This is a genomic window from Labedella gwakjiensis, from assembly GCF_003014675.1.
Lineage (GTDB): Bacteria > Actinomycetota > Actinomycetes > Actinomycetales > Microbacteriaceae > Labedella > Labedella gwakjiensis.
Window position 1 is genome coordinate 3068504 of sequence record NZ_PYAU01000001.1, and the last position, 20034, is coordinate 3088537.

Here is a 20034-nt window from a genome sequence, read left to right on the forward strand (position 1 = left end):
CGATCAGCCCCCGTGGGCGTCGAGCCGATAGCCGGACCCCCGAACGGTCTCGATGGCGGCGCGGTCGAAGGGCCGGTCGACCTTGTTGCGGAGGTGCCGCACGTACACCTCGACGATGTTCGGGTCGCCCTCGAAGTCGTCGTCCCACACGTTCCCGAGGACGTCGCGCTTCGTCACGACCTCGCCGCGCCGGCGCATGAGGTACTCGAACACGGCGAACTCGCGGCTCGTCAGCTCGATCTCCGTGTCTCCACGCCACGTCCGACGGGAGGCCGGGTCGAGGCGCAGGTCTCCGGCCTCGAGCACGGTGGGCCGGTCGCGAACTCCTCGGCGCACGAGGGCGCGGATGCGCGCCACGAGGACCGCGAAGGAGAACGGCTTCGTGAGGTAGTCGTCCGCACCGGTGTCGAGCGCCTCGATCTGGTCCCAGTCGCCGTCCTTCGCGGTGAGCATGATGACGGGCGTCCAGTTCTCCTCCTCGCGGAGGGTCTGGCACACGCGGTAGCCGGACATGCCGGGCATCATGATGTCGAGCACGATCGCGTCGTAGCTGTTCTCGCGGGCGAACCAGAGCCCGTCGATGCCGTTGTCGGCGGTGTCGACGGCGAAGCCCTCGGCCTCGAGACCCAGCCGGAGCCCCTCGGCGAGCCGTCGTTCGTCGTCCACGACGAGTACGCGCACGCGCTCACCGCCTCTCTACCGGACCGGGTCCGGCCGCCGATTCGTCCCCCCATCATGTCGGACCCGCGCTGAAGCGCACCTGAAGCGCGCGCACTCTCTCTCGCGCACTCCCGACATGCTGCGTTCGAGCGTGAATGCACCGCTGTGCGGGTGCGAATACGCTCAAACGCAGCATCTCGCGGAGAGGGCCCGCGGAAAGGGCCCGCAGCGACGTCGGCAGAGTCAGGCGGCGGCGAGGCGCGCGAGGCGGGAACGCGCGGCCTGCTCGGACGTGGAGGAGGCGCCGAGGATCCGGGCGACGAGCCACAGCACCACGCGCGTCGCGGTGACGACGGGCAGGGGAGTGCGCCGAAGCCCGAGGAGCCGCCGGTACTCGACCGGCAACGAGGCGACCGCGCCCGCGAACAGGATGCGGTACGCGGGCATCATCGAGCGACGCAGCGGCGGCCGGCGTATGAAACGGACGGCCTCGGCCACACGCTCGTCCGTCTTCATCACGGGCCGGAACGCCGTGAGAGCGTCGCGCAGCTCCCGCTCCGATCGCGGGGGATGCACGACGCCCACGAGCTCGCCGGCCGTCGCCCACTCGGCGACGTACGCGTCGGCCCCGCCGGGGATCGGCCCGCCCCACAGCTCGTGGCAGGAGAGGAACGCGTCGGTGAAGACGACGTGCACCCAGGAGAGCAGCTCGGGGTCGCCAGCGGAGTACGGGCGCTCCGTCCCGTCGGCGGCGATGTAGGTGCCGGCGACGCGCGTATGGAACCGGCTCACGCGCGCCGACTCCCGCTGTGCGACGGTCGTGTCGGCGAAGGTCACGGTGATGAGCCACTGGATGGTGCCGGAGAGTCGACCGAGCGGGTCCTCGCGGTAGCGCGACCAGTCGTGCACTCCCGCCATCGCACCGGGGTGGAGCGTCTGGACGAGCAGCGCGCGGATCCCCGCGACGAGCGTCGCGATGCCGCCGTGAACGGCCCAGCTGGCCGATCCGGGTCCGAAGTAGCCGGCATCGTCGCCCTCGGCGATCGCGTCGACCCACGCCGGCTTGCCGTCACTCTGCCCGGAGAACGTGGTGAGGAGGTGCGACCGCCACGTCGCCGCGGTGCGGGAGAAGCGGCCGGTCGTCATGGACCGACCGTACGTCGGCCGCCTGGGAGCGGGGGAGTCGGCACTCAGGAGAGCCCGGGTCCGTCGCCGCGCCAACCGGACGGACCGTCCGATCCCGCCTCATACTCGTCGAGGGGAGTGTCGTCGCGGCGCCAGGCATCGATCACCGGCTGCACGATGTGCCAGCAGCGTTCGGCGACGTCGGCCCGGATCGACAGCATCGGGTCACCGTCGAGGATCCCGCGCAGCACCTCGCCGTATGGCAGGAGGTCGCCGGAGTCCTGGTGGGCCACGAGTTCCGACTGCTCCAGGCGGAACGGGTCGCCCCCGCCGTTCATCGTGAGCTGCATCTGAACGTCGCCCGTCATGAGGTCGAGGACGATCGTCTGCTCACGCGGGGTCCCCTCGATTCCGGGGATGGGCGAGACGGGACGCAGAACGAGCCGCGCCTGCGACCGCTTCGCGCCGAGAGCCTTGCCGGACCGGAGGACGAACGGGACGTCGTGCCACCGCCTGGTCTTCACGCGCACCGTCACCTCCGCGAGCGTCTCGGTCTTCCGGGACGGGTCGACGCCCTTCTCCTCGGCATAGGAGGGCAGGGTGCGGTCCCCGATCGTGCCGGCGGTGTAGCGGGCCCGTCGAGCGTCGGCGACCGGGTCGCCGCTCCACAGCTCGGTGTTGCGGAGGACCTGGGCCACGTTGTCGCGGAGTTCGACCTCGTCGACGCGGGGCGGCGGCTCCATCGCGATGATCGCGAGCACCTCGAGCACGTGGCTCTGGATCATGTCGACGAGGGCGCCGCTCGAGTCGTAGTAGCCGGCCCGGCCCTCGAGGCCGAGCGTCTCGTCGAAGACGATCTCCACGCGCTCGATGGAGCCCGCGTCCCACACCGGTTCGAGGATGCGGTTCGCGAGGCGCAGCCCCAGGATGTTGAGCACCGTGGACTTCCCGAGGAAGTGGTCGATGCGGAACACCTGCTTCTCGGGCACGATCGCCGCGATGCGTTCATTGAGCGCGCGGGCGCTCTCCTCGTCCACTCCGAAGGGCTTCTCGAGAGCCAACCGCGTCCCCTCAGGGACGTCGACCTTCTGGAGCGCCGCGCACACCTTCGCCGTCACGGCCGGGGGCAGCGCGAAGTAGATGACGGGGGTTCCGGTGCAGGCGGCGAGCAGCTCGGTGAGGGCGTCGGGGTCCGTCGCGTCGGCCGTGATGTAGCGGGTGGACGCGATGAGGCGCTCGGTCGGGGTCGACTCGTCGGCGACGCTGTCGGTCTCCTCCGCGTCGCTCCGGCGCTCGTCCACGGGGTGTTCGTCGGCCGCGTGGTGCATCGCCTCGGCCACGAGGTCCGTCCAGCCGTCACGGACGGTGTCGTCGAGGCCCGCGCCGATCACGGTCACGTCGTGATCGTGATGGGCGAGCAGGCTCGCGAGACCGGGCAGCAGGAGCCGCTTCGTGAGGTCGCCGCCGGCGCCGAGGATGAGGAGGGTCACGGGTGCGCTCATACCGCGAGCCTAGGGCCGGCGTCCTCGACGCGAGCGGGGTGTCTCCCCACCCGGCGCCGATGCTAGGCTCACGCGGCGCGGAGAGGTGGCCCGCTACTCGGCCGCTCGGCCGTTCAGTTCTCCAGCCGCTCGATGATGGTGGCGTTGGCGAGGCCGCCAGCCTCGCACATCGTCTGCAGTCCGAACCGTCCACCGCGTTGCTCCAGCACGTTCAGCAGCGTCGCCATGAGCCGCCCGCCGCTCGCACCGAGAGGGTGCCCGATCGCCGTCGCCCCGCCGTTCACGTTGACCAGCGCCGGGTCGGCGCCCGTCTCGGCGAGCCACGCGAGAACGACCGGTGCGAACGCCTCGTTGACCTCGAACGCGTCGATGTCGTCGATCGAGAGGCCGGCCCGGTCGAGCACCTTGCGCGTCGCGGGCAGGATGCCCATGAGCATCGTGACGGGGTCGTCGCCGGCGACGGCGACGCTGTGGACGCGAGCGCGGGCGGTCAGTCCGAGGCGCTCGACGGCGTCCTCGCTCGCGAGGAGCACGGCCGAGGCGCCGTCGGACAGCGGCGAGGAGTTCCCCGCGGTGATGCTCCAGTCGATCTGCGGGAATCGCGCCGTCCACGACTCCTGGGCGAAGGCGGGACGCAATGCGGCGAGGCCCTCGATCGTGGTGCCCTCACGGATCGTCTCGTCACGATCGACGGTGCGTTCGCTCGTGGACACGGCGACGATCTCGCGGGCGAAGCGCCCGTTCCGCGTCGCGGCGGAAGCACGCGCGTGGCTCTCCGCGGCGAACGCGTCGAGGCTCTCGCGGGACAGGGTCCAGCGTGCGGCGATGAGCTCGGCACTCACTCCCTGCGGGACGAGACCTCCGGGGTACCGTTCGGCGACGCCCGATCCGAACGGGTCCGCTCCGGCCGTCTGGCTCCCGATCGGTACGCGGCTCATGGACTCGACGCCCGACGCGATCACGAGGTCGTACGCCCCGCTCTGGATGCCCTGCGCCGCGAAGTGCAGTGCCTGCTGACTGCTTCCGCACTGGCGATCGATCGTGACGGCCGGCACCGACTCCGGGAATCCAGCGGCGAGCACCGCCCAACGCGCCGTGTTACCGCTCTGCTCGCCCACCTGTCCGACGGCGCCCGAGATGACGTCGTCGAGTTCCGCCGCATCGATGCCCGACCTGTCGACGAGCGCACGCAGCACGTGCGCGTGCAGGTCCACGGGGTGGATCCCGCTCAACGCGCCACCGGGCTTGCCCCGTCCGCTCGGTGTCCGCACCGCATCGACGATGAATGCCTCGCGCATCGACTGCGCCTCCTCACGCGCCGCACGCGCGGCGTCCCCCCAGGCTACGCCGGGCGGCTTCACTAGGCTCTCGTGCGGACGGCTCCCGACGGGCCGCTCACCAGCCGATCGAAGGAGACCGCCGTGACCGATGTCCCCGCTTCCGCCGAGCGCCGAACGATCCCGTGGGCCGACGGACGATGGACGACTCCGCCGGTCGCGACGGAGGAGACCGACGACGGTCTCGTCGTGACCGCCGCCGAGGGCAGCGACGCCTGGCGCGTCACGAGCTACGGCTTCGTCCATGACACCGAGCACGCCCTCGTCGCGCCGCTCGCACCGGGCCGAGCGGTCGAGGTGACCTTCTCGGCCGACTTCAGCGAGCAGTTCGATCAGGCCGGTGTGTTCGTGCGCGCGTCCGGCGACACCTGGATCAAGACGGGGGTGGAGTTCGCCGACGGTGTGCTCGGCCTCGGCGCCGTCGTCACCGACGGGGTCTCCGACTGGTCGACCGCGCCCGTCCCGGAGTGGACGGGGCACCGGATCGTCGTGCGGGTGAGTCGATCCGGTGACGCCGTCACGGTGCGGGCGCGGCGTGAGGACGAGGCCTTCCGGCTGGTGCGGGTCGCCCCGTTCCCCGAGGACGTGCCCGTCGAGGTGGGACCGTTCCTCTGCGCGCCGACCCGATCAGGCCTCCGCGTGGTCTTCCGCTCGTGGATCGAGACCGACGCCGACGCCGCTCTGCACTAGGCGCTTCGTGCTCAGTCGCCCGACGCGCGCTCCGGTACGAGGCGCACGAGCCGGGCGCTCTCGCTCTGCTCCTGCTCGGCCACGTCGCTCCGCGATTCGAGGAAGTCGGTGAACGTGCGGAAACCGAGGGCCTTCTCGCTGAACGACGGGTCCATGCGCTTCATCTGCGTCTTCACCGTGGAGGTGTGCAGCCAATCCGCGTCGTCGTCCTTCTCGTGCCCCAGGCGCAGGGCGCGCTCGAGCAGACTCGTGGCTACCTCCTGCGGGTTCTCGGGTTCGGGCTCCACGTCCTCCTCCGCGGGGCGGACCGCTTTCGCCCGCCGACGCTTGGGAGGGGTGGTCTCGATGGGCGGCTGCTGGAACGTGATGGTGGGGACGCCAGCGGCGATCGCGGTACCCTCCGTGGCGACGGGGGGCACGTCCTGCTCGGGAGCCGGCGTGATCCGGGGAGCGGCGGGCGCCGTGACGGCGGGCTTCACGCCGGGGAGGGCGTCGTACGTGGCGAACTCGTCGCACGCGGCGGCGAGTGAGCGGCTCGTCGAGCCGGCCACGCCGATCCCCACGACATAGCGGCCGAGCCTCTTGCAGCGCTGCGCGAGCGCGATGTAGTCCGAGTCGCCCGCGACGATGATCACGTGCGTGAGGTCGGGAAGGCGGAACATGTCCTCGACGGCGTCGACGGCGAGGCGGATGTCCGCCCCGTTCTTCGCGTACGCGGCGGCGGGGAACAGCTGCACGAGGTCCACGGCGCGGCTCACGAGCTGCCCGCGGTAGTCCGCGTTGACCGGAGCCGACCAGTCGGCGTAGGCGCGCGTGAGCACCAGTGTGCCGAACGACGAGGCGAAATCGATGATGGCGCCCACATCGACCGTGGCCTCCGTGAGCTTCGCGGCCATGTCGGTGTCGGACGCCTTCGCCGACGAACTGTAGGCGCGGGCCTTGTCGCGCATGAACTGACTCCGACCGTGCACCTGGTCGTATCGCGAGATCACGATGTTGTCGAAATCGATGTAGACGGCCACTCGCGCGTCGACCGGTTCGGTCATGGGTGCTCTTTCCGTTCGGTGGGACTCCTAGTCTCTCGCGAATCCGGGTCGCCCGCTGCGCCCTGCCTCATCCGCGACCACCGACGGGCCCAGCGCTACCGCAGCGGCGAGCCGACCACGTCGAAGCGGAAGCCGCCGAACTCGCCGGAGAGCAACGGCATCGCCGCCGCGATCGACTCCTTCACGCTCTCGAGCTGGAGTGACGCCGCATGAGCGTCGGCCGAGACCCACAGCTCGGAGACGAAGACCGTGTCGGGGTACTCGTCGCTCACCCCCACCTCGTAGCTCAGGCAGCCGTTCTCCGCCAGAACCGATGAGGGACGGGTGAGGATCTCCACCACCTCGTCCCGTCTGCCTGGCTGGACTCCGAGTGTTCCCACGTTCGCGAATGTCATGCAGACAGTGTGCCGACAACCCCCGACATCAGCCCGTCCCGCCCTGTCGGCGCGGGGACGACACGCCTACCCTGGGAGCATGGATGCAGCGCAGCACGGGGACGGATCGAGCGGCGGCCGGCGGCACGCGCCCGGACAGTGGAGCACCGTGTGGGTCGCGCCGCTCGAGGGTGAGCCGTTCGTCGTGACGGAGAGCACCGACCTGCTCGTCGAGGCGCCCAACTGGACGGACGACGGCCGCCTGATCGTGAACGGCGGAGGCCGGCTCTGGTCGCTCCCACCGACCCATGGCGCGGGTCTCAGCCCCATCGACATCCAGGGCGTCGCGCGGCTCAACAACGACCACGTCCTCGCACCGAACGGCGACGACGTCTACGTGACCTCGGACGACGGCCACCTCTACGTCGCGCCGCTCTCGGGAGGCCCGGCCCGCCGGATCACCGCCGACCGCCCCGTGCGGCAATATCTCCACGGCGTGAGTCCCGACGGCGCGACGCTCGCCTTCGTGGAGATCCCGTGCGACCACGACGGACGCGACCCGCAGGGCCGGCTCGGACTGGTCCCGGCCGCCGGGGGAGAGGTGACGCACCTCGACACGGGGGACGGCCACCTCGACGGACCCGAGTTCACGCCAGACGGCGAGTGGATCGTCTTCAACTCGGACGCGTTCACGACGGAGCCCGGGCACGCGCAGCTCGGCCGGATCCGCGTCGATGGAACGGGGCTCGAGCGCCTCGTCGAGAGCGACACCGTCGATTGGTTCCCGCACGTCTCACCCGACGGCCGCTTCGCGTCGTACGTGACGTTCCCGCCCGGCACGATCGGTCACCCGGCCGACGTCCCGGTCGTGGTCACCGTCGTCTCGACCGACGACTGGTCGACGCCCATCCAGACCTATTCGGTCTTCGGCGGTCAGGGCACGCTCAACGTGAACAGCTGGTCGCCGGACTCCGACGCCCTCGCCTTCGTGGAGTACCCGACGCGCGAGTAGGGCGCTGGGCCGTTCTCGGTCAGGGTGTTCGCGACGCCGCCACGCAGTCGTCGAGGAGGTCCAGGGCGCTCGCCGCGTCTGCGACGGTGAACGTGTCGTCCCCGCCGTGCCGCGACGACACGACCCGCGCGAGGAGGTCCCGGTACCGCGGCCATCGTTCGCTCGCGAAGCCCGCCGCCGCCGACTTCGAGAGGATCTCCCCGGTCTCCATCGTCGCCACGAGTCGTGCGGGGCCGAGAGCGATCCACCGGACGGTCCGCGCATCGACGGGGTCGCCGGCCGGGCGGTCGGCGATCGAGAGTCGTGCCTGGCGTCCGAGGTGTTCCCAGTACGTCGAGAGGTTCGCGCGCGAGAACGCTCGGGCTCCATCGTCGGCCTGCGGGAACCGCCACGACGACCACGCCCATTCGCCGACGCCGTCATCGCCCGCGACCGCCTCCCAGCCGCTCTCGATCTCGCGCCACGTGACCCAGCTGATCTGGCCTCCGGTCGCGTCCGGGTCGAGGATGCCCTCGACGACCTGAACGGCGGACCCCAGCCGATCCGGACCCTCCTCGATCTGCTCCCGCGTCACGTAGATCCCGTCGATCGGACCATCGGCGATGGAGCGGGAATGGAGCGCCGCGCACGCCTCGAGCTCGGTCGGCGTCGGCACGCGGGAGACGACGAGGACCAGGTCGACGTCGCTCGTCCCCGGCCACCAGTCGCCCGCGATGGCCGAACCCGTCACGATGAGCCCCTCGAGCAGCCCGGGGGCCGCCTGCCGGTGCTCGCGCACGAAGCCGTCGAGTCGGTCTTCAAGCGCGCTGGGTACGACAGGGGCGGACGTGGGCAGGGCTCAGCCCTCGGACTGTCGCTTGCTGTCGAGGTCGGCCTCGAGGCGGCGGATGCGCGCCTGCTTCTCGTAGTACTCGGCCTCACGATCGAGCGCGGCCAGCTGTTCCTCGGTCGAGAGCTCGCGCTGCATCCTCGCGGGCGGCGCCGCTTCGGTGGGCGCCGTCGAGCGGTCCCAGCGCCGCGGGTCCCCGAAGCTGACACTCTCGCGCGCGTCTCCCCATTCGCGTCCCACCGTGAACCACAGGATGCTCCCGAGGAATGGCAGCAGGATCACGAGGACGATCCAGAAGAGCTTCGGCAGGTGCTTCACCTGGTCGTCGGTGCGGGTGATGATGTCGATGAGGGCGGCCAGGAGCACGAGGAACGTGACGGCCGAGATCAACAGATACATGACGCACAGTGTATTCACAGTGAGGCGCTCGGCGCCCCACCCCGTCCACGGGGGCGCTCGGAGCGGACTCGGACGGGCTGCCCGGCCCGTTCATAGGGTCGTGCGGCGCAGCGCATAGGCGCGTGGGATGGAGTCGGACCATGACTCGACGCATCCGATTCGCCCGAAGCACGCACTCCACGCGCCGCGCCGCAGCCGTCCTCGCCGTGGCACTCACGGCCGGTGGTCTGGCCGCCTGCTCCACGACGTCCGCGACGGAATCATCCTCGAGTGTGAGCTCGGCCGCGAGCATCCTGTGGGACTCGTCGTTCGTGCACGACATCGAGGTTGACGTATCCGACGAGGACTACGACTCTCTCATCGCCGCCTACGTGGACGACGGCGAGAAGATCTGGGTATCCGCCACCGTGACGATCGACGGCACGGTGTTCGAGAACGTCGGGCTCAAGCTCAAGGGCAACTCGAGCCTCATGGGGACGAACGCCGACAGCGACCCCACGGAGCTCCCCTGGATCATCCGCCTCGACAAGTACGTGGAGGGCCAGAACCTCGACGGCGAGACCGAGCTCGTGGTGCGCGGCAACAGTTCGGAGACCTCGCTCAACGAGGCCGTGGCGCTCGAACTGCTGGGGGAGTCCGGCCTCGCGACGCAGGAGGCGGTGAGCTCGAGCTTCAGCGTCAACGGCGCGGATGCGGCTCTCCGCCTCGTCATCCAGAACCCGAACGACGACTGGGACGAGCAGGAGTTCGGCGACGAGGGCCTGCTGTACAAGGCCGAATCGGGCGGCGACTACTCCTACCGCGGCGACGACGCATCGGCGTACGACGGGGTCTTCGACCAGGAGGCCGGGGAGGACGACCTCACGCCGCTCATCGACTTCCTCCAGTTCATCAACGAGTCCGACGACGAGACGTTCGCAGCGGAGCTCTCGGACCACCTCGACGTGGAGGCGTTCGCGACGTACCTCGCTTTCCAAGACCTCGTCCAGAACACCGACGACATCGACGGTCCCGGCAACAACTCGTACCTGCGCTACGACCCTGAGACGCAGCTCATGACGGTGGTGTCGTGGGACCTCAACCTCGCGTTCGGCGCGAGCCCCGGCGGAGGCGCTGGCGGTGAGGGCGGCGGGTTCCCCGGGGGCGGCGAGGGCATGCCGGAACTCCCCGACGGCGCCGAGGTTCCGGAGGGCATGCCGACGGATATCCCCACGGACATCCCCACCGATATGCCGACCGACATGCCCGACCGCGCTGACGGCGGGGGAGGTGCGGGTGGCGGCGGCATGATGGGCGGTTCCAACGTGCTCGTCGAGAGGTTCCTCGAGAACGAGGACTTCGCCGCCCTCGTGGATACCGCCACGGAGGACCTCCAGGCCTCCCTCATCGACAGCGGCCGGGCGCAGGAGATCCTCGACGAGTGGACCGCGACCCTGCTCGACGACGCGACGGATCTCGTCGACGAGGCGACGATCGAGGAGGAATCGGAGGACCTCTCCGCCTCGCTCTCCTGAGCCGTGTCGTCGGCGCTGACCGTCGAGCGCTACACCTTCCGCCGAGCGCCACACGATCTCGTGTGGCGCTCGGCTCGTCGTGGAGCGGTCGACGGACCTGTCACCAGCGCACGGGGCGAGAATGGAGCATGACCTCCAACAGAACCCGTCGCCCCGTCGCCCTTCCCGTAGGCCCCGGCCAGGAGTCCGTGTGGGACTACCCGCGGCCGCCGCGCGTCGAGCCGGTGTCGAAGCGCGTCGTCGTGCGCTTCGGGGGAGAGGTCATCGCCGACACGACGGCGGCCGCCCGCGTGCTCGAGACGAGCCACCCTCCCGTGTTCTACGTGCCCCGCGAGGCCTTCGTGGCCGGATCCCTGCGGCCCGCTGCCGGCACCACGTATTGCGAGTTCAAGGGCGAGGCGTCCTACCTCGACGTCGTCTCGGGCGACGCCGTCGCCCCCTCCGCCGGCTGGTTCTACGCCACGCCGCGGAAGGGCTTCGAGCAGCTCCGCGACATGGTCGCCCTCTACCCGGGCCGCATGGACAGCTGCGAGGTGGGAGGCGAGGTCGTGCAGGCGCAGGACGGCGACTTCTACGGCGGCTGGATCACCTCGGAGATCGTCGGCCCGTTCAAAGGGGCCCCGGGCACCTGGGGCTGGTGACGCCGCTACGGAACATCGCATCTCGATTGTTTCGAACATATTTAGGTTTCATTACTTTGTGAAACTTCTGACCGTCTCGTATTGACGGGCCCCTCGTCGGGGGAGTTTGCTGGCTCCACCCCTGCGACTCAGCAGCGCGGTCGGCGCACATCCCGCGCCCGCAGCGCTTCTCGCACCCCTGCTCCACTCGCACCCCGCACCATTCAGGTTCCCCACCCCTGTTCTGCACCCCGACGAGGAGAAACGATGAGAAGGACACAGCGCACGGTCGCTGCCGGCGTACTGCTGGTGGCGGCACTTGGCCTCACGGCCTGTGCCTCCGGCGGTACCGACACCGCCGACGGCGGCACTCGCGCCATCAGCATGGGCGTCACCGACCCCGGAACGCTCACCCCCGGCCGCCAGCTCGTGGCCTACGACTTCAACATGGCCGTCTGGGCTCCGCTCAGCTTCCTCGAGTCCGACGGCACCCTGAACTACGTCCAGGCCGAGTCGATCGAGTCCGACGACAACACCACCTGGACCATCACGCTCAAGGACGGCTGGACCTTCCACGACGGCACGCCCGTCACGGCGCAGAGCTACGTGGACTCCTGGAACACCGTCGCCTATGGGCCGAACGCGTTCGAGAACTCCGGCCAGGTCGCCAACATCGTCGGCTACTCCGACCTCAACCCGGCTGAGGGCGAGCCGAGCACCACCGAGATGTCCGGCCTCACGGTCGTGGACGACCTCACGTTCACCGTCGAGCTCATCGGACCCGACAGCCAGTTCCCGCTCCAGGTGAGCCAGGCGCAGACGGCCATGTACCCGATGCCCGAATCCGCCTTCGACGACCTCGACGCCTACAACACGCACCCGATCGGCAACGGCCCGTTCGAGCTGAAGGACGACTACGTCGAGAACGAGCCCCTCGTGGTCACCGCATACGAGGACTACCAGGGCGACGAGCCGACGACCGACCAGATCACGTTCGTTCCCTATACGGACGACACCACGGCCTACACGGACGTGCAGGCGGGCAACCTCGACATCGCGTCGGTTCCCGCGAGCCGTCTGCCGCAGGCCGGCGACGACTTCGGCGACGCGTTCTACTCCTTCGAGGCTCCCGGCATCTCGTACCTGGGCCTGCCGCTGTGGGACGAGCGCTACCAGGACGTCCGCGTCCGCCAGGCCATCTCCATGGCGATCGACCGCGAGACGATCAACGAGGTGATCTACGGAGGCGCCTACACGCCCGCCACCGCCTTCACCCCCGCGATCGAGCCCGGAACGCCCGAGGGCATCTGCGGCGAGTACTGCGAGTACGACCCGGAGGCCGCGAAGGCCCTGCTCGACGAGGCCGGCGGCTTCGAGGGAAGCATGGAGATCTACTTCCCGGGCGGCGGCGGTCTCGACGACTTCTACAACGCCATCGCGAACAACCTGCGCCAGAACCTCGGCGTCGACGCCACGGCCGTGCCGAGCGCCGACTGGGCGGAGTTCTCGGACAACCGCACCGCCGGCAACATCGACGGCCCGTTCTTCTCGCGCTGGGGTGCCCTGTACCCGAGCCAGCAGGCGACGCTGCGTCCGTTCTACGTGGAGGGCGGCGGCTGCGCCAACTGCATCCCGTGGTACGACGCCGACGTGAAGGCCGCGATCGACGCCGCCGACGCCGCCGACACGGGCGACGGAACCGCCTACGCCGAGGTGCAGGAACTGATCCTCGAGGAGTTCCCCGCTCCTCCGCTGTTCTTCGAGACGTACTCCTACGTCACGTCGGACAAGATCAGCGACCTCGTCACCTCTCCCGTCGGTAACCCGCGCCTCACCAACGTGGTGCTCGCGGGCGAGTAGGGCGAGTAAGACGAGCAAGACCGGTCCCGCCGGGCGCGCGACAGCCGCCCGGCGGGACCCCCACCCTGTACCGCACTCGATCCATCTGAGGGGACCGATGACCTCGACGCCGTCCGCCGACGCAGCGCCCGCCACCACTCCACTCCGCGCGGGTGGCGCTCCGTCGCTGCCCGAGATCCTCGAGCGCGCCGCGCGCATCGAGCCGCTCACGACCTTCCCCCCGATCGACGAGCTCGTCGCGGGTTTCGACGCCCTCGCGAACGGCTCGGACGGACGTCTCGTGAAGCGACGCATCGGCACCTCGCGACTCGGCGAGCCGATCCACGAGTACGTCGTGGGCTCGGGCTCCCGACACGCCCTCATCGTGGGCGGCGTCCACCCGAACGAACCGATCGGCTTCCACACGGCCCGTGTCCTCGCGGAGCACATCCTCGCCGAACCCGACTTCTTCGACCGTTTCGACGCGACGTGGCACATCATCCCGTCGATCGATCCCGACGGCGCCCGCCTCAACGAGGGCTGGTTCGCGAACCCCGGGGACCGCTCCCACTACGCCAGGAACTTCTACCGCCCCGCCCCGCAGGAGCAGGTCGAGTGGTCGTTCCCCCTCTCGTACAAGGATGCGTACTTCGACCGTCCCATGCCCGAGACGCAGGCGCTCATGCAGCTCATGGTCGAGACGCACCCCGCGCTGCTCGTCGGCCTGCACAACGCCGAGCTCGGCGGCGTCTACTACTACGTGAGCCGCGAACTGTCCGGCGGCGTCGACGCCCTGCACGCGATCCCCGCGGCCCTCGACCTGCCGCTCGACGCGGGAGAGCCCGAGTCCGCCGACCTCACGGCCCTCGCCCAGGCGGTGTACCTCTCCCCGCTCGCGACGGACCACTACGACTACCTCGAGGCCCTCGGCGTCGACCCCACGCGCGAGGTCGGCGGAGCGGGTTCCGCCGACTACGCCGCGCAGTTCGGCACTCTCGTCCTCATCGCGGAGCTGCCGTACTGGTCGCACCCCGATGCTCTCGACACGCGACCGTCGGACCTCTCGTACGACGAGGTGCTGCGGCGGAAGGCCGACGGCCTCCGCGAGACGGGCAGGATCCTCAACGCGGCGCTGACCCGGGCGGAGCCCCACCTCACGATCGAGTCGCCGTTCCTCCGCGCCTCGCGGGCGTTCGTCCCGATGATGAGCGCCGCCGGCGACGCCGAGGCCGCCAGGGCCGAGCTGCCGGAGTCGCACCGGGCCGCGACGATCGCCGAGGCGTTCACGAACGCCGACCTCGTGCGCTGCTTCCGGCTGCGCTTCGGCGGCATGCTCGTCCGCGCCCTGGAGGGCGAGGTGGCAGCGGGCATCGCGCCCGTGCCCGTCCGTCGGGCCGCCGCCGAGCTGCGGACCGCGTACGACGAGTGGATCGCCGAATCGGACGACGTCACGGGACTCGAGGTCCTCCCCGTCGAGAAGCTCGTGGGTGTGCAGTACGCCTCCACGCTCGTGATGGCGGCGCTCCTCGCGGGGGACGACTCGTGATCCGGTTCGTCGGTCGCCGCGCCGTCGAGCTCGCGATCGTCTTCGTCGGCGTCACCTTCATCATCTACCTCATGGTCTTCACGCTCCCGGGCGACCCGATCGCGGCCCTCGGCGGCGACCGTCCTCTGCCGGAGGCCGTGCAAGCCCAACTGCGCGCCCAGTACCACCTCGACGAACCCGTCTGGTTGCAGTACCTGCGCTACGTCGGCGGGCTGTTCACGGGAGACCTCGGCACGGGCTTCGACGGCCGGCCGGTGGGCGATCGGATGGCCGCGCGCTGGCCCGTCACGATCACACTCGCTCTCACGGCGTGGGCGATCGAGGTCGTCATCGGCGTCGTGCTCGGCCTCGTCGCCGGGCTCCGCAGCGGCGGCCTCGTCGACCGCACGGTGCTCGTCGGAACGGTGCTCGCGACCTCGATCCCGGTCTTCGTCCTCGGCGTCACGGCGCAGCTCGTGTTCGGGTTGCAACTCGGCTGGTTCCCCATCGCGGGGACGAGCGCCGGATGGCCGACGGCGTACCTCCTCCCGGCTATCGTCATCGCGCTCTTCGGACTCGCGAGCGTCACGAGGCTCATGCGCGGCAGCGTGGTCGACACGATGCGCTCCGACTTCGTGCGCACCCTCACCGCGAAGGGCATGCCGCGCCGCAACATCGTGGGCGTGCACGTCATGCGGAACTCCGTGGCCCCCGTGCTCACGTTCCTCGCGATCGACCTCGGGTACCTCCTCGGCGGTACCGTCGTGATCGAGGCGATCTTCAACCTCCCGGGGATCGGTGCGCTGCTGTTCGACGCGATCAAGACGCACGAGGGGCCGACGGTCGTCGGCGTCGCGACCGCGCTCATCCTGATCTTCCTGGCGACGAGCGTCGTCGTCGACCTCATCAACTCCGTGCTCGACCCGAGGATCCGCCATGAGTGAGCAGCTCGCGCCCCAGCAGGCGCCCCTCGTCGCCCCGCCCGACCGCAGCATGTGGCGGACCCTCCGGGCCCGGCCCCTCTTCTGGCTCTGCTCCGTCGTGCTCGGCCTCCTCGCGGTCATCGCGATCATCCCCGGGCCGATCGCGGGGCTTTTCGGTCAGCCGGATCCGCGGGCGTGCGACCTCTCGAAGAGCGCGCTCGAGCCGGGCGGCGAGCACGTGTTCGGCACGGACCTCCAGGGCTGCGACATCTTCGCGAACGTGATCTACGGAACGCAGACGTCGCTGTTCATCGGGCTCCTCACGACCATCCTGTGCCTCGTGATCGCCATGGTGCTCGGAACGATCGCCGGCTACTACGGCGGATTCGCCGACCGCGTCGTCGCGCGCCTCACCGACGTGTTCCTCGGCTTCCCGTTCCTGCTCGGCGCGATCGTGGTGCTCAACGGTCTCGGCACACGCTCGGCGGTGACCGTCTCGCTCGTGATCGCGTTCTTCTCGTGGCCGACGCTCGCGCGCCTCGTGCGGAGCTCCGTGCGCACCGTGCGGGGGACGGAGTACGTGCAGGCCGCGCAGGCGATGGGTCTCCGTGACCGGCGCATCCTGCTCGACCACGTCGTTCCGAACTCGCTCGGCCCGGTGCTCGCCATCGCGACCACCATGGTTGGCTCCGTGATCGTGGCAGAGTCCACGCTCACCTTCCTCGGCGTCGGGCTCCGCGCCCCGTCGATCTCGTGGGGGCTGCAGCTGTCCACGGCGCAGTCCTACTTCCAGAGCGAACCCCACCTGCTCGTCTTCCCGAGTATCTTCCTCACCGTGACCGTGCTCAGCCTCATCACCCTCGGCGACATCCTGCGTGACGCCCTCGATCCGAAGGGACGATCATGACGATCGACCGCATCTCCGTTCTCCGCTCGCTCGCCCCCTACCTCGAGGAGTGGCTCGCCTTCCAGGGCGCGTACCGCCGCACCCCGGGCATCCAGGCCGCCATCCGCGCCGACGACGAGATCGTGCTCGACGTCGCCTGGGGGCACGCCGACCTCACGACGGGCGAGAAGCTGACGACCGCGCACCTCTTCCGCATCGCGTCGCACTCGAAGACGATGACCGCGACGGCCGTCCTGCAGCTCGTCGAGGCCGGCTCGCTGCGGCTCGACGACACCGCAGGGCACTGGATCCCCGAGCTCGAGGGTACGCCCCTCGCCCCGGTCACCGTCCGCGAGCTGCTCGGCCACCAGGGCGGCGTCATCCGCGACGGCGTCGAGAACAACTTCTGGCAGCGCGGCGGGGAATTCCTCGATCGCGATTCCCTCATCGCCGGAGCCCGGACCGACGGCGCCGTCTTCGCCCCCAACGAGTACTTCAAGTACTCCAACATCGGATACTCGCTCCTCGGCCTCATCGTGGAGGCGGCGAGCGGCACGCCGTACAACGACTACGTCGCCGAGAACATCGCCGACCGGCTCGGGCTCGCGGACTCCGGCCCCGAGTACGACGCGTCGCGTGCGAGCGAGTACGCCGCTGGCCACACCGGTCTCACGGCCGGCGACGACTCCCGCCACCGGATCGAGCACGTCGACACGCGAGCGATGGCCGCCGCGACGGGATGGTTCTCCACCGCTCGCGACCTCACCACCTACGGCGCGGCCCACTGGTTCGGCGACGACACCCTCGTGACGGACGCGAGCAAGCGCCTCCTGCAGCGCGAGGAGTCGCGCGTGGAGGCGCACGGCACCGAGCTCGGTCGATACGGGCTCGGCTTCGAGCAGCGCACCATCGGCGACCGCGATCTCGTGGGTCACAGCGGCGGCTACCCCGGGCACATCACGAGGACGTGGATCGACCCGACCGACAAGCTCGTGCTCTCGGTGCTCACGAACGCCGTCGACGGACCGGCCGATTCCCTCATGACGGGCGTCGTGCAGCTCGTCGACCTCGCCCTCGACGCCGCGCGCGACGTCGACGGTGACGAGGACGGGTCTGGACCCGACCTGTCGCGCTTCACCGGTCGCTTCGCGAACATGTGGGGAGTGGTCGACATCGTCGACCTCGGCGGCAAGCTCGCGAGCATCTCGCCGCGTTCTCCCGAGCCGAAGAACGCCCACCAGTTCCTGGACGTCTCGGGCGATGAGGTGCGCACCGAGAGCGTCCCCGGCTTCGGAGCCACCGGCGAGCGCGTGATCTTCGAGCGCGACGACGCCGGCGCGATCACCGCCGTGACGATGGGCGGCATGACGATGTGGCCGATCGACACGTACCGACGCGCCCTCGCCTCCGGGCGTCCCGTCGACACCCTTGCCAGGATGTCCCTATGAGCCAGAACGCGACCCAGCCGCACCCCCTCTCCGAGACGCCGGTGCCGAGCGACGATGCCTCCCACCTCACGGAACTCGACGACGCGACCCGCACCTTCGTGGAGGACTTCGCCTCCTCGTGGGAGTCGGCGAACAACGCGCGCATGGACGGGCGGGTCCTCGGGCTGCTCATCATCGTGGACGAGCCGTACCTGTCGTCGGCGCAGATCGCCCACCTGCTCCAGGCGAGCACAGGAGCGGTGTCGATGGCGACCCGCGCGCTCGTGACGGTCGGCTTCCTCAAGAGGCACGCACTGCCCGGTGACCGCGCCCACTATTTCCGCGTCGAGGACGACGTGTGGGGAACGTTCCTGAGCGGCGAGCGGGAGTACCTCCGCCGCATGAAGGGCACCGTCATCGGCGGGCTCGACCTCGTGCCCGCAGACGCCGCCGGACCCCGCACGCGTCTCCGCAACGCGCAGCGGTACATGACATGGCTCGAGGGCTACCACCGCAAGATGCTCGCCGATTGGGAGGCCTACCGCGATGCGGCCGAGGCCGCCGAGGCGGGGGATGCGCGACTGGACGACCACGCACCCGACGAGCAGGAGAAGGACGACACCCCATGACGACGCCGGTTCTCTCCGTCCGCGACCTCGCCATCCGCTTCTCCGTGGGGGGCGAGCGGGTCGACGCCGTCCACGCCGTGGACTTCGACCTCCATGCCGGGGAGGTCCTCGCGATCGTCGGCGAGTCGGGCTCCGGCAAGAGCGTCACCTCGCTCGCCGTGCTCGGCCTGCTGCCGCCCAACGCGACCGTCACGGGGGAGATCCTCGTGGACGGCACGAACGTCGTCGGGGCGTCCGAGCGCGAGTTCTCCGCCGTGCGCGGCAACACGGTCTCCATGATCTTCCAGGACCCGTCGAACGCCCTCGACCCGGTCTTCACCGTCGGGTACCAGATCATCGAGATGCTGAAGCGCCACGGCCGCGGGATGTCCTCCGCCGAGCGCCGCGCCCGGGCCGTCGAGCTCCTGCGCATGGTCGAGCTGCCCGATCCCGAGGACCGCCTCGGCTACTACCCGCACCAGCTGTCGGGCGGACAGGCGCAGCGCGTCATGATCGCGATGGCGCTCGCGTGCGACCCCGCTGTGCTCATCGCCGACGAGCCGACGACCGCGCTCGACGTGACGGTGCAGCGCGAGATCCTCGACGTCCTGCGACGGCTGCAGGCGCGGACCAACGCCGCCATCCTCCTCATCACCCACGACATGGGCGTCGTCGCCGACCTCGCCGATCGCGTCGTCGTGATGCGGGCAGGACGCGTCGAGGAGACGGCGGACGTCCGTTCCCTCTTCGCCGCCCCGCGCGCGGAGTACACGCGACAGCTCCTCGCGGCGGTTCCCCGCATCGGGGCGGAGGACCGCATGACGGCCGCCCTCGCGGAAGAACGTCCTGTCCTCGAGGTCGAGGGCCTCGTCGTCGAGTACCGCAACCGGCGCGGGCGTCACGTCCGTGCCGTCGACGGTGTGTCGCTCCACATTCGTGCGGGCGAGATGCTCGCGCTCGTGGGGGAGTCGGGTTCGGGCAAGTCCACCATCGGCAAGAGCGTGCTCGGTCTCGCGCCGGTCGCCGAGGGTCGTGTCGTCGTGGACGGTGTCGATCTCCGGACGGCGTCGCGCTCGGCGGTGCGGACGGTCAAGAAGAGGATCGGCGTGGTGTTCCAGAACCCCACGGCGGCTCTCGACCCACGGCGGACGATCGGCCAGTCGATCGGCGAGCCGATGCGCGTCCACCTCGGGTTGAAGGGAACGGAGCTCACCGCCCGCGTCGCGGCGCTGCTCGAGGCCGTCGAACTTCCCGCCACATGGGCCGGCCGCTACCCGCACGAGCTCTCCGGCGGGCAGCGCCAGCGCGTCGCCATCGCACGGGCCGTCGCGCTCGACCCGCTCCTGCTCATCGCCGACGAACCCACGTCTGCCCTCGACGTGTCCGTGCAGGCCACGGTGCTCGACCTCCTGCGGCGGTTGCAGCAGCAGTTCCGGTTCGCGTGCCTCTTCATCAGCCACGACCTCGCCGTCGTCGACGCCCTGTGCGATCGTGTGGTCGTGCTGCACCGCGGCGGCATCGTGGAGGAGGGCGAGCGACGTCGCGTGCTCACGGCCCCGGAGCACGACTACACGCGGAGGCTCCTCGCCGCCGCTCCCGTCCCCGATCCCGACGAGCAGGCCCGGCGCCGGGGCGAGCCGCTCGCCGGCTGACATCGCGGGACAGCGACGATCGGCGATTGTGCCACCGCTCGACCCCGCGGACAACGGGATTCGTGC

19 protein-coding genes are annotated in these 20034 nt (G+C 70.2%); 11 read left to right on the top strand and 8 right to left on the bottom strand.

The window, feature by feature from the left end; translation table 11 throughout:
• Positions 1-3 precede the first annotated feature (3 nt).
• From CLV49_RS14445 to CLV49_RS14460, 4 genes are all read right to left on the bottom strand, one after another.
• On the bottom strand, positions 4-681 hold the full coding sequence (locus CLV49_RS14445; protein WP_106564164.1) for a response regulator transcription factor: 678 nt from the start codon (positions 679-681) through the stop codon (positions 4-6).
• A 222-nt stretch (positions 682-903) separates the two neighbouring features.
• On the bottom strand, positions 904-1806 hold the full coding sequence (locus tag CLV49_RS14450) for an oxygenase MpaB family protein (RefSeq protein WP_106564165.1): 903 nt from the start codon (positions 1804-1806) through the stop codon (positions 904-906).
• Between the two features lie 44 nt (positions 1807-1850).
• Positions 1851-3287 (bottom strand): glucose-6-phosphate dehydrogenase, encoded by a 1437-nt coding sequence (locus tag CLV49_RS14455; protein WP_106564166.1) that lies wholly within the window; start codon positions 3285-3287, stop codon positions 1851-1853.
• A gap of 113 nt (positions 3288-3400) precedes the next feature.
• A complete protein-coding gene (locus CLV49_RS14460; protein WP_106564167.1) occupies positions 3401-4585 on the bottom strand; it encodes a thiolase family protein in 1185 nt (394 codons plus the stop codon).
• 123 nt (positions 4586-4708) lie between these two features.
• Between CLV49_RS14460 and CLV49_RS14465 the strand changes: the two genes are divergently transcribed.
• Positions 4709-5314, top strand: coding sequence for a DUF1349 domain-containing protein (locus tag CLV49_RS14465; protein ID WP_106564168.1), 606 nt, complete (start codon positions 4709-4711; stop codon positions 5312-5314).
• Between the two features lie 11 nt (positions 5315-5325).
• On the opposite strand, the gene CLV49_RS14470 is transcribed toward CLV49_RS14465, so the two are convergent.
• Together CLV49_RS14470 and CLV49_RS14475 are read right to left on the bottom strand one after the other, a co-directional pair.
• Complete coding sequence (locus CLV49_RS14470; RefSeq protein WP_106564169.1) at positions 5326-6360, bottom strand: NYN domain-containing protein; 1035 nt, start codon at positions 6358-6360, stop codon at positions 5326-5328.
• Between the two features lie 95 nt (positions 6361-6455).
• On the bottom strand, positions 6456-6755 hold the full coding sequence (locus CLV49_RS14475; RefSeq protein ID WP_106564170.1) for a putative quinol monooxygenase: 300 nt from the start codon (positions 6753-6755) through the stop codon (positions 6456-6458).
• Between the two features lie 79 nt (positions 6756-6834).
• On the opposite strand from CLV49_RS14475, the gene CLV49_RS14480 reads away from it, so the two are divergent.
• Entirely contained in the window at positions 6835-7746 is a 912-nt protein-coding gene (locus tag CLV49_RS14480) for a TolB family protein (protein WP_106564171.1), read from the top strand.
• Positions 7747-7765: 19 nt separating this feature from the next.
• On the opposite strand, the gene CLV49_RS14485 is transcribed toward CLV49_RS14480, so the two are convergent.
• A complete protein-coding gene (locus CLV49_RS14485; protein ID WP_243696548.1) occupies positions 7766-8524 on the bottom strand; it encodes a DUF4111 domain-containing protein in 759 nt (252 codons plus the stop codon).
• Between the two features lie 60 nt (positions 8525-8584).
• Positions 8585-8974, bottom strand: a complete 390-nt coding sequence (locus tag CLV49_RS14490) for a PLD nuclease N-terminal domain-containing protein (protein WP_106564173.1) — start codon at positions 8972-8974, stop codon at positions 8585-8587.
• A 140-nt stretch (positions 8975-9114) separates the two neighbouring features.
• Here CLV49_RS14490 and CLV49_RS14495 point away from each other — a divergent pair, with 140 nt between their 5' ends.
• The 9 genes from CLV49_RS14495 (at position 9115) to CLV49_RS14535 (ending at position 19968) form a co-directional block, all read left to right on the top strand.
• A complete protein-coding gene (locus tag CLV49_RS14495) occupies positions 9115-10488 on the top strand; it encodes a CotH kinase family protein (RefSeq protein WP_106564174.1) in 1374 nt (457 codons plus the stop codon).
• 128 nt (positions 10489-10616) lie between these two features.
• The gene (locus tag CLV49_RS14500; RefSeq protein WP_106564175.1) at positions 10617-11129 is read left to right on the top strand and encodes a DUF427 domain-containing protein; all 513 of its coding nucleotides are present in this window, start codon (positions 10617-10619) and stop codon (positions 11127-11129) included.
• A gap of 246 nt (positions 11130-11375) precedes the next feature.
• Positions 11376-12968, top strand: coding sequence for a peptide ABC transporter substrate-binding protein (locus CLV49_RS14505; protein ID WP_106564176.1), 1593 nt, complete (start codon positions 11376-11378; stop codon positions 12966-12968).
• Between the two features lie 97 nt (positions 12969-13065).
• Positions 13066-14493, top strand: a complete 1428-nt coding sequence (locus tag CLV49_RS14510; RefSeq protein WP_106564177.1) for a M14 family zinc carboxypeptidase — start codon at positions 13066-13068, stop codon at positions 14491-14493.
• Positions 14490-15416 (top strand): ABC transporter permease, encoded by a 927-nt coding sequence (locus tag CLV49_RS14515; protein ID WP_106564178.1) that lies wholly within the window; start codon positions 14490-14492, stop codon positions 15414-15416. Before CLV49_RS14510 ends, CLV49_RS14515 begins: the two co-directional genes overlap by 4 nt.
• Positions 15409-16302, top strand: coding sequence for an ABC transporter permease (locus CLV49_RS14520; protein WP_106564179.1), 894 nt, complete (start codon positions 15409-15411; stop codon positions 16300-16302). The genes CLV49_RS14515 and CLV49_RS14520 overlap by 8 nt, the downstream gene beginning before the upstream one ends.
• Positions 16299-17729 (top strand): serine hydrolase domain-containing protein, encoded by a 1431-nt coding sequence (locus CLV49_RS14525; RefSeq protein WP_106564180.1) that lies wholly within the window; start codon positions 16299-16301, stop codon positions 17727-17729. Before CLV49_RS14520 ends, CLV49_RS14525 begins: the two co-directional genes overlap by 4 nt.
• Entirely contained in the window at positions 17726-18337 is a 612-nt protein-coding gene (locus CLV49_RS14530; protein WP_208019772.1) for a GbsR/MarR family transcriptional regulator, read from the top strand. Before CLV49_RS14525 ends, CLV49_RS14530 begins: the two co-directional genes overlap by 4 nt.
• Positions 18334-19968 carry an ABC transporter ATP-binding protein gene (locus CLV49_RS14535; RefSeq protein WP_106564181.1) on the top strand — a complete coding sequence of 545 codons (1635 nt, stop codon included), beginning with the start codon at positions 18334-18336 and terminating at the stop codon, positions 19966-19968. The genes CLV49_RS14530 and CLV49_RS14535 overlap by 4 nt, the downstream gene beginning before the upstream one ends.
• The last annotated feature ends 66 nt before the right edge of the window (positions 19969-20034 follow it).